This is a genomic window from Nonomuraea antri, assembly GCF_013283785.1.
Classification (GTDB): domain Bacteria; phylum Actinomycetota; class Actinomycetes; order Streptosporangiales; family Streptosporangiaceae; genus Nonomuraea; species Nonomuraea antri.
Map to the genome: position 1 here is coordinate 21,354 of NZ_JABCPZ010000127.1, position 9,360 is coordinate 30,713.

The following is a 9,360-nucleotide window of genomic DNA, read 5'->3' on the forward strand; positions in this document are numbered from 1 at the left end:
CCCGGCGGGGCCGGGCGGAAACCGGGCCCGCTACTCCAAAGTTTCTTTACTAATTGGGGCGGCGTTCGTAGGCTGAAGAGCGGATCCGGTCCTGGGAGGCGACCTTGAAGACCCGAAACGCACTGATCCTCACCTGCACCCTCATGGTCGCCACGGCCACCTCGGCCTCGGCGCCCGTGTCGGCGGCGCCGGGGCCAGAGACACCGGCGGGCAACAGTGCCGGGCCCGGAGTGGGGTTCGACGCCGTGGTGCCCGCGCCGGTCAGCGCGGTGCCCACGCCGGGCGTGCGCTACCGGATCACCCACAAGACCGCGCTGTACAGCGACGCGCCCGAGGTGGGCACGCAGTTCGCCACCCGCTTACGCCGCTCCACCGGCTACCCGATCCCGATCGTCGGCAAGCCGCCGCGCGACGGCATCTCGCTGCGGCTGACCGGCGGGGTGCCCGGCGGCGACGAGGCGTACCGGCTGGAGGTGACCGCGCGCGGCATCGAGGTGCGCGCCAACCGCCCCGCCGGGCTCTTCAACGGCGTGCAGACGCTGCGCCAGCTCCTGCCGTACGCCGCCGACTCCGACACCGTGCGCCCCGGACCCTGGACGGTGCCAGGCGGCCGCATCACCGACAGCCCGCGCTACCCCTACCGCGCCGCCATGCTCGACGTGGCCAGGCACTTCTTCCCGGTGGCCGCGGTCAAGCGGTACATCGACCAGATCGCCTTCTACAAGATCAACCACCTGCACCTGCACCTGTCCGACGACCAGGGCTGGCGCATCGCCATCGACTCCTGGCCCCGCCTGGCCACCTACGGCGGCAGCACCGCGGTCGGCGGCGACCCCGGCGGCCACTTCACCAAGGCCGACTACCGCGAGATCGTCGCCTACGCCGGCGCGCGCAACATCACGATCGTGCCCGAGATCGACCTGCCCGGGCACACCAACGCCGCGCTCGCCTCCTACGCCGAGCTGAACTGCGACGGCGTCGCGCCGCCGCTCTACACCGGCATCGAGGTCGGGTTCAGCTCGCTGTGCACGTCCAAGGAGATCACCTACACCTTCGTCGACCAGGTGCTCGGCGAGATCGCCGCGCTCACCCCCGGCCCCTACCTGCACATCGGCGGCGACGAGGCCAAGTCGACCGAGCCCGCGGACTACCGCGCGTTCATGGCCAGGGCGCAGGCCAGTGTGGCCGGGCACGGCAAGACCGTCGTCGGCTGGCACGAGATCGTCCAGGCCGAGACGCCGCCCACCGCCGTCGCGCAGTACTGGGGCACCACGCAGAACGACGACGCGGTGGCCAACGCGGGCAGGAAGGTCATCATGTCCCCGGCCAGCCGCTCCTACCTGGACATGAAGTACAACCCGCAGACCAGGCTCGGGCTGACCTGGGCCGGGCTCATCGAGGTCAAGGACGCCTACGACTGGGACCCCGGCGCGTACCTGACCGGGCTGCCAGCCGAGCAGGTGCTGGGCGTGGAGGCGCCGCTGTGGTCGGAGACGCTCAGGACGTCCGACGACATCGAGTTCATGGCCTTCCCCCGCCTGCCCGCCATCGCCGAGCTGGGCTGGTCGCCGTACCGGACGCACGACTGGGACGCCTTCAAGCGGCGGCTCGCCGCGCAGGGCCCCCGGTGGAAGACGATGGGCGTCGACTACTACCGCTCCACGCAGATCCCCTGGCCCGCGGGGTCGTAGTTCCGCGCCCGTTGTGCGATCCTCACCCTCACGGCATCAGCGCCGGACACGGGAGGAAGGACGAGGGCCGTGCAGGGGCAAGACTCAGACGCGCCCGGGTCCGGCCAGGTCAGAGAGCTGCTGCGGGAGTCGGAACGGCTGCTCGGCGAGGCCAGGGCGCTGCGGGCCGAGCACGACGCGGCGCTCGGCCGGGTGCGCGCGGCCGTCGACGCCGTGCGCGAGGACGACGTCAAGGCCACCCTGGCCGGCATCCCCGTCGCCCAGCTCAAGGAGGTCACCGGCGGCCGCCTGCGCCTGACCGCGCTGGAACAGGCCGGGTTCACCACCGTGCTCAGCGTGTACGAGGCCTCGGCGTACCGGCTGCAGCGGGTGCCCGGCGTCGGGCCGGAGACCCGCAGGCAGGCGCAGGCGGCGGCCGCGCAGATCGCCCGGGCCGCCCGCGAGTCCGGGCCCGTCCACCTCGACGTCGACGACCGCAACCCGCGCACCACCGCGCTGCTGGCCGCTCTGTACCCGGTCGTCGCCGCCGAACCCGACCTCACCCGGGCGCTCGGCGTGGCCGAAGGGCTGGAGCGGCGGCTGTCCGCGCTCATCCCCGCCGCCCGGCCGGCGAGCCGCTGGTGGCGCAGGCTGCTGGCCGGACGCGAACGCCGCCGCCGCGCCGAACAGGCCACGGCGGAGCTCGGCGACCTGCTCGGCGACCGCGACGGCCGGCTGCTCGTCGCCCAGGCCGCCACCGACCTGCTGCGGCCGCCGCCAGGCGAGGCCGAGTCCTGGATCGACTTCGAGATCCGCGCCGCCGACTACTACAACGTGCTGGCCGGCGTGTCCGCCCACGAGCCGCGCGACCAGGTCGCCGCGGAAGGCCACCTGCCCGAGGACCTGGCCGGACGCGTCCGCGCCCAGGAACTGGACGACCGGCACCGCCGCGTCTCGCTGCGCGGCTACCAGGCGTTCGGCGCCAGGTTCGCGCTGGCCCAGCGCCGGGTCATACTCGGCGACGAGATGGGGCTGGGCAAGACCGTCGAGGCCGTCGCCGTGCTGGCCCACCTCGCCGCCCGCGGCGCGAACCGGTTCCTGGTGGTGTGCCCGGCCAGTGTGCTGGTCAACTGGTGCCGCGAGATCGAGGCCCGCAGCACGCTGCGCGCCTGCCGCCTGCACGGGCCCGACCGCCCGCTCGCGCTGGCCGAGTGGCTGCGGGCCGGCGGGGTGGCTGTGACCACGTTCGACGGCCTGTCCAAGCTGGCCGTCCCCGACGGGCTCGACGTCGGGCTGCTCGTGGTCGACGAGGCGCACTACGTCAAGAACCCGGAGGCCCGCAGGTCCCAGGCCGTCGCCGGGTGGTGCCGCCGGGTCGAGCGGGTGCTGTTCATGACCGGCACGCCCATGGAGAACCGCGTCGAGGAGTTCCGCGCCCTGGTCGGCTACCTGCAGCCCGAACTGCTCCCGCAGGTCAGAGGCAGCGACGCGGTGGCCGGCGCGCCCACCTTCCGCCGCGCCGTCGCCCCCGTCTACCTGCGCCGCAACCAGGAGGACGTGCTCACCGAGCTGCCCGACCTGGTCCACGTCGACGAGTGGGAGGAGTTCAGCGCGGCCGACGCCGACGCCTACCGCGCCGCCGTGACCGCGGGCCGGTGGATGGCCATGCGCCGGGCCGCCTACGCCGTCCCGGAGAAGTCCGCCAAGCTCGAACGGCTGGACGAACTCCTCGCCGAAGCCGCCGAGAACGGGCTCAAGGTGGTCGTCTTCTCCTACTTCCGCGACGTGCTGTCCGCCGTGCACCGGCGGCTCGGCGCGACGGCGCACGGCCCGATCTCGGGCGACGTCGCACCGGAACGCCGCCAGCTCCTCGTGGACGCGTTCACCGCGTCGCCCGGGCACGCGGTGCTGCTCTGCCAGATCCAGGCCGGCGGCGTCGGGCTGAACCTGCAGGCCGCCTCGGTGGTGATCCTGTGCGAGCCGCAGGTCAAGCCCACGCTGGAGAGCCAGGCGGTCGGGCGCGCGTACCGGATGGGGCAGGTGCGCCGCGTCCAGGTGCACCGCCTGCTGTCACCCGACAGCGTGGACGAGCGGCTGCTGTCGCTCCTGCGCGCCAAGACCCGCCTGTTCGACGCCTACGCCAGGCGCAGCGAACTGGCCGAGACCATGGCGGAGGCGGTGGACGTTTCGGAGCAGGAGCTGGCCAGGCAGATCATCGAGGACGAACGGCGCAGGCTCGCCGAGCGGCCGTGAGCGCGGCACTTCTCGCGGAGGTGTCCCGGCCGCCGTCGCCGATCGCCGAGGACGGCCGGCGGGGTCGCACGGCAGCCGCACTCCCGGGTGCGCGGCCACGTACCGCCCGCCGGTGCGGCCGCTCGCCCACTCGATCGCCGTCGGCCGGCCCGGTGAACGGCCCGTTGACCGGCGGCTCCATGCCATGGAGCAGCAGCAGGATCACCGCGAACACCCCCGCGACGGCGGCCGGCGCGACCAGATGGAAGGCACGTCCCTCGGGCGGCACCAGGATCGCGTAGCCGGCCGGCGTGACCGCGAGCGCGGCCGTCTGTGCCAGGTATACCGCGGCCGGCGTCTTCACCACCGACTTGCCGATACGTCCGCGGCGCTGGTTCGCCCGGTCCTGACCGGCGGCCACCATCGACCTGAACGCCGGATGCCCGGATCGGCCTGAACGCCGGATGCCCGGATCGGCCTGAACGCCGGATGCCCGGATCGGCCTGAACGCCGGATGGCCGGTCCTGATCAGCGGCCACCATCGGCCTGAAGGCCGGATGGCCGGACCTGGCTGGCGCCGCCGGCTCGGTCCTGAGCCGCTGGGACCACACGCTGGGCAACGGCGACCGCTTCCCGTCGTCCCGCTCGTGGCGCGCGACCGCCCGTCCGCAACACACGATCGCTGCCTGCATGCGCTGCCGCTGCGGCTGCTCGGCGTAGGCCGCGCTCTGGTACAGGTCGTCCACGGCGTCGGCCTCCGCCGCGGCGTTGTTCCGCACTTTGCCGAACGACGCCTGCACCAGCAGGAACGCCGACACCAGCGTGGTGAGCGTCAGCACCGGCGTGGTGAGCGTCCGCACTGGAGTGAACAGCTCCTTCACGTCGACCGGCGTGGCGCCCGCGCCGCCGCCCCGGCGCCACCGCCGGCGGCGCACGAGGAGCCCGGGCCGCCGGCGCCGCGACCACCACGGCGACGATCAGCAGCGGGAACCATGGTCACGGCGACGCGCCTCCTTAGCCCGGGCGGCCCGAGGGCTGAGCCCGGGGCGGTCCGAGAGCATCCTGAGCCGGGGGTGGCCGGAGGGCATCCTGAGCTTGGGGCGGCCCAGGACCTGAGCCAGGGGCGGCCCAAGGCATTCCTGAGCTTGGGCGAGCCATCCCCGCCCCGTGCATGACCGGCACCTCCCCCCGCATAGTTATCCGTTCGTGATGTGAAAACTTGGCCGTCGTTTTGCCGGAAGCATGCGGTGGGCGGGGGAAATGGCCGCCGCCTTTCTCGCGATATTTCCGGACATTACCGGCACGATCATGTGGCGCTTCTTTGCGGCTACGATTCCATCGTCCACTCGTCCTTAGGTGAGGGTCAGGGGATGATGGCGACTCGGGAACAGATCGACTCGGCCCGGCGGCGGATCGAGCAATTGCGTGACGAGCACGGCGATGAGGTGCGAGCCCTTATCCGCCTGATCGACTACGGCGCGATGAAAGGCCCGTCCGCAGACGAGCTGCGCGCCGATCTGCACGGTTATGACCATTTCTTCCAGTGCGTTTTCGCGTGCATAATCACGTCGCTGGAAGGCATGCGTCCCGACGATCGCGACGGAACGTCCTGATGCCCGCCCCCGATCGTCCGGGGCGGGCCATGCTCGGCATCGACCCGGAACTCATGACCCGCCTCATCCAGGCCATGAGGCGCGCCGGCGACACCCTGCCCGACCTGGACGGCCACCTCGACCGCACCCTCGGCTCGGTCGGCCTCCCTCCGTATGCCGTCAGCGCGGGAGCGGGCACCGGCGGGGGCATGGGCGGGGGCAGGCTGCGCGACCTCGGCCACCACATCAGCGCGAAAGTCCCCGACCTGCAAGGACGCCTCGACCTGATCCTCGCCACCCCCGCAGCCGCCTTCGGCGGCCGAGGCGGAGGCGCTCCCGGGTTCGGCGCACTCAGCACGAGCGGGCGCGGCGTCATCTGGGCGGACGAGTCCGCCTGGCTGTCGAAGTCCCCGGCGGCGGGGGCGGCGGCCGCCGCGGCCCTGGCCGGCCGGCTACGAGCGGAGGGGAAGAAGGGCGCCATCAACTCCCAGACCCTGGCCGAACTCGCGAAGCACCAGAACGACCCGTACTTCGCCGTCGCGTTCGCCATCCAGGTGCCGCCCAGCCAGCTCAGGACCCACCTGGCCGCGCTGTACCGCACCCACGCCGCCCGCTTCGACGCCGACGGCGAGTCCCAGGCCGAGGTCGAGCGTTTCGCCGTGATCCTCAGCAACCTGATCGCCACCGCCACCCACGGCGCGGGCTCGATGAAGATCCCCCGAGACTACGCCGACCGCCTCATCGAGCACCTCGACACCCCGGAGACCACGTTCGCCCTGGGCAAGCTGCTGCGCCACGGCCGCTTCGACGAGCGCTTCCTGCGCGACCTGGTCACCAAGATCTACGACCACGAACGCCGGCAACCCCCCGGCTCCTCCTACTGGCTGAACCTCAACCCCGGCGTGCCGCCCATGTGCGAGGTCCCGCCCGAGCTCAAGGATCCCATGACCGCGGTGGCCGCCGCCCTCGCCAACCACCCCGCCGTCGCCCAGGACTTCTTCACCGACCCGGCACGCAGACCCCTGGCGTACCTGATGCGCGAACGCACCTGGCCGGGCGTCACGGACGCGGAACTCGGCCGCGCCCTGGTGGCGGCCACCACGACGTACCGCGACCACGGCGAGCCGGCGGGGGAGTCACGCGGCCACAAGTCGGCCCTGATCGCCTCCTGGGCCGTCCACTTCTGGAACGACGAATCCACCCGAACCAACCTCCCGCACACCCGCCTGAGCGTCGCCAGGATCTTCGCCGGCTACCTGAACGACCTGCATCGCCTGTCGGACGGGCGTTTCGCCGAGAAACCGGGCGTCATCGTCCTGCCCGATCCCGACCCGTACCTGTCGGGCATCCAGTCCTACGGCGCCGCCTTCGAACCCGAGGCCGTGAAGAACGTCATGACCTGGGCGTTCAGCGACCCCGACGCCTTCGGCACGGTCGCGGCCGGGCACGCCCAGTACAGCGTCGACGTCCTCGACGACAAGGCGGCCGAGCTCGCCGCCGAGATCGAGACCGAATTCACGAAATGGTGCGACGAGCATCCCACCGCCACGCCCGCCGAAATCGCGGCGAGTCGCCAGGAGATCCTGGAAAGCCGAATGGCCGGCGGTGGCGGGCAACAGTTCAACTCCGCCGTCACGAGCCTCAGCAAAACACTTTTCGCGATAACCGACGCGGCGAACATCGCGAACATCACTGACGCCGAACACTCCGACGAGAGATTCAACGCTTTCCGCGACATCGTGCTGGCCGTGGTCGATCTGGTGCCCGGCCCTTCCGGCCAGATCAGCAGCTCACTCTTCGAAAGCATGAAAGACGGTCTGTCCGAGCAGATCACGACGAGCAAGGCCGAAGAGGCGCGCAGCGCGGCGGACACCACGCTCGGCGAGGCGGTGACGCTGTTCGAGGGCGCCACGGCGGCGGCGATGATGCGGCACGGCCTGTTCGGAGACGCGTCGGAGCCCGCGATCACGCATCCGCACGCGTCGGTCAACTACCCGAAGGGGTCGAGCGGCGATTTCCTGGCGAACGGGCAGATCATCGCGCCGGCACGAATGAGCGACGAACAACGAGACGCCTACCGAGAGTGGCTCAACCGCCCAGAAACGGGACGCGTCTTCCGGCTTCCGGTCTCGGCCATCAAGGACGGCTTCGATGCGGGGAAGAACTACTACACCAGGGCGGGCGAATGACCATGCTCCCACCACTGATCGCCCTGCTCGCGGGCCTTGTCATGGTCACTTCCTGTTCCGCTGCGACACCCCGCGACCAGCGGCCGCTCGGCTCCGTGACAGCCGTCCCGCAGGTGTGCGGCTTGATCTCCAAAGATGCGATCGGCCGCGCGACCGGTCTCACCCGATTCTCGGCCTCCGGCAGCGAGCCGGGCGGCCCGTTCAAGCTGTGTTCCGTGATCGAGGAACCGGACCAAGGAGAGGGGTCACGTCTTTTGATCGAAATCTATGAGCCACCGCCCACGTCCCTCCAGGGACTGGAGAACACCAAGGCCCATGACAACGGGAGTGAGCTCCCCGAAGGGCTCGGGCCCGGGTACAGCGCGCTGATTCAGCGCGACGGTGAAGTGGTGGGCGCCTACGTCTACGCGTGGACCCCCGACGTCCGGCGGCTGTTGTCCATCCGGATCACCCACGGCGCCCCCGGCCGTGATCATCGTGCCGATGCCATCGAGTTCCTGCGCCAGCTCAAACCCCTCCTCCTCGCCCCGTCCCGGCTGTCGCCCGTCCCCGCGAAGTGATCGGCTGCCCGTCCTGGCCAAGTGAGAGGAGAGGATCTGTGAGAGGGGTGACATAACGGAAAGGGAGTGCGCCATGATGGGCAGGTGGCCGTCTCCGGCCGGCTGAGGGGTCCGGTGACGGCATGGACTTCGCGTGCCTCCGCGTGGGGCAGGCAGGCTCGCCCCTGGAGATCGCATGTCCCGACCGTTGATCGGTATCACCGCCTACTTCGAAGCCGCGCGCTGGGGCGACTGGGTTCGGGAGGCCGTCCTGTCGCCGCCCTCGTACGCCAAGGCGGTGGAGCGGGCGGGGGGCGCGCCGGTGGTGTTGCCGCCGCTCGGGCCACACGCGATCGACGACTACGTGCGCGGGCTGCGCGGGGTGGTGCTGGCCGGCGGCGTCGAGATGGGAGCGGGCGCGTACGGGGCCGAGCAGGACGAGCGGGTGCCCGAGCCGCAGGCGCACCGCGACCGGTTCGAGCTGGCCCTGGCGCGGGCGGCGGTGCGCGCGGACGTGCCGATCCTGGCCATCGCGCGCGGCATGCACGTGCTGAACGTCGCCCAGGGCGGCACGCTGATCCCCTGGCTGCCGGAGGTGCTCGACCACGAGCGGCACGGCGAGCCCGGCGGCACGCACGTCATCCAGGTCAGCGTCTCCAGCAAGCTCGGCAAGGCGATCGGCGACCGGGTCGAGGTGGTGGCTCCGCACGCCCAGTCCGTACGCCGGCTCGGCAGCGGGCTGCTGGCCGTGGCCTGGGCGGACGACCAGATAGTGGAAGGCATCGAGCTGCAGGGCCACCGGTTCGGGGTGGGCGTGCAGTGGCACCCGGAGCGGGGCGGCGACAACCGGCTGTTCGACGCGTTCGTGGAGGCGGCCCGCTGAGGGACCATCCGTTGAGCGGCCATCCGTTGAGCGGCCAAGTGTTGAGCGCCAAGTGTTGAACGCCAACTGGTGAACGCCAACTGGTGAACGCCAACTGTTGAGTGGTCCGCCGAGTGGCCATCCGCCGTGTGTTCGTGGAGGTGGGTGGCGCCAACCGGCTGGTCGGCGGGTTGGTGAGGTTGTTCGGCTGAGTGGTCATCCGATGGGTGAGCGTTGGCGGGTGGGTGAGTGGCTGGTCGGTGGGTTGGTGGGGAC

The 9,360-nt window shown here is 71.5% G+C and carries 7 protein-coding genes; 6 read left to right on the plus strand and 1 reads right to left on the minus strand.

The genetic code is table 11. The features are described 5' to 3' along the window. Positions 1-104 precede the first annotated feature (104 nt). The gene (locus HII36_RS33190) at positions 105-1,691 is read left to right on the plus strand and encodes a beta-N-acetylhexosaminidase (RefSeq protein ID WP_328807998.1); all 1,587 of its coding nucleotides are present in this window, start codon (positions 105-107) and stop codon (positions 1,689-1,691) included. Positions 1,692-1,760: 69 nt separating this feature from the next. Continuing rightward, complete coding sequence (locus HII36_RS33195) at positions 1,761-3,923, plus strand: DEAD/DEAH box helicase (protein ID WP_328807999.1); 2,163 nt, start codon at positions 1,761-1,763, stop codon at positions 3,921-3,923. Here HII36_RS33195 and HII36_RS33200 read toward each other — a convergent pair. Then, entirely contained in the window at positions 3,883-4,326 is a 444-nt protein-coding gene (locus tag HII36_RS33200) for a hypothetical protein (RefSeq protein ID WP_173527251.1), read from the minus strand. The two genes, HII36_RS33195 and HII36_RS33200, sit on opposite strands and share 41 nt — an antisense overlap. 787 nt (positions 4,327-5,113) lie before the next feature. Between HII36_RS33200 and HII36_RS33205 the strand changes: the two genes are divergently transcribed. The 4 genes from HII36_RS33205 to HII36_RS33220 all read left to right on the plus strand — a co-directional run bounded on the left by HII36_RS33205 (position 5,114) and on the right by HII36_RS33220 (position 9,105). Beyond that, complete coding sequence (locus HII36_RS33205) at positions 5,114-5,515, plus strand: hypothetical protein (RefSeq protein ID WP_173527252.1); 402 nt, start codon at positions 5,114-5,116, stop codon at positions 5,513-5,515. Next, a complete protein-coding gene (locus HII36_RS33210; RefSeq protein WP_173527253.1) occupies positions 5,515-7,683 on the plus strand; it encodes a hypothetical protein in 2,169 nt (722 codons plus the stop codon). The genes HII36_RS33205 and HII36_RS33210 overlap by 1 nt, the downstream gene beginning before the upstream one ends. After that, positions 7,680-8,243: a hypothetical protein gene (locus tag HII36_RS33215; RefSeq protein WP_173527254.1), complete on the plus strand. Its 564-nt coding sequence runs from the start codon at positions 7,680-7,682 to the stop codon at positions 8,241-8,243. The genes HII36_RS33210 and HII36_RS33215 overlap by 4 nt, the downstream gene beginning before the upstream one ends. Positions 8,244-8,418: 175 nt before the next feature. After that, complete coding sequence (locus HII36_RS33220; protein ID WP_173527255.1) at positions 8,419-9,105, plus strand: gamma-glutamyl-gamma-aminobutyrate hydrolase family protein; 687 nt, start codon at positions 8,419-8,421, stop codon at positions 9,103-9,105. Positions 9,106-9,360: the final 255 nt, after the last annotated feature.

What these genes read in the sequence shown, in the direction of transcription:
- HII36_RS33200 (WP_173527251.1), bottom strand. Translation starts at nt 4,326, where the DNA reads ATGGTGGCCGCCGGTCAGGACCGGGCGAACCAGCGCCGCGGACGTATC.
- HII36_RS33210 (WP_173527253.1), top strand. Translation starts at nt 5,515, where the DNA reads ATGCCCGCCCCCGATCGTCCGGGGCGGGCCATGCTCGGCATCGACCCG.
- HII36_RS33215 (WP_173527254.1), top strand. Translation starts at nt 7,680, where the DNA reads ATGACCATGCTCCCACCACTGATCGCCCTGCTCGCGGGCCTTGTCATG.
- HII36_RS33220 (WP_173527255.1), top strand. Translation starts at nt 8,419, where the DNA reads ATGTCCCGACCGTTGATCGGTATCACCGCCTACTTCGAAGCCGCGCGC.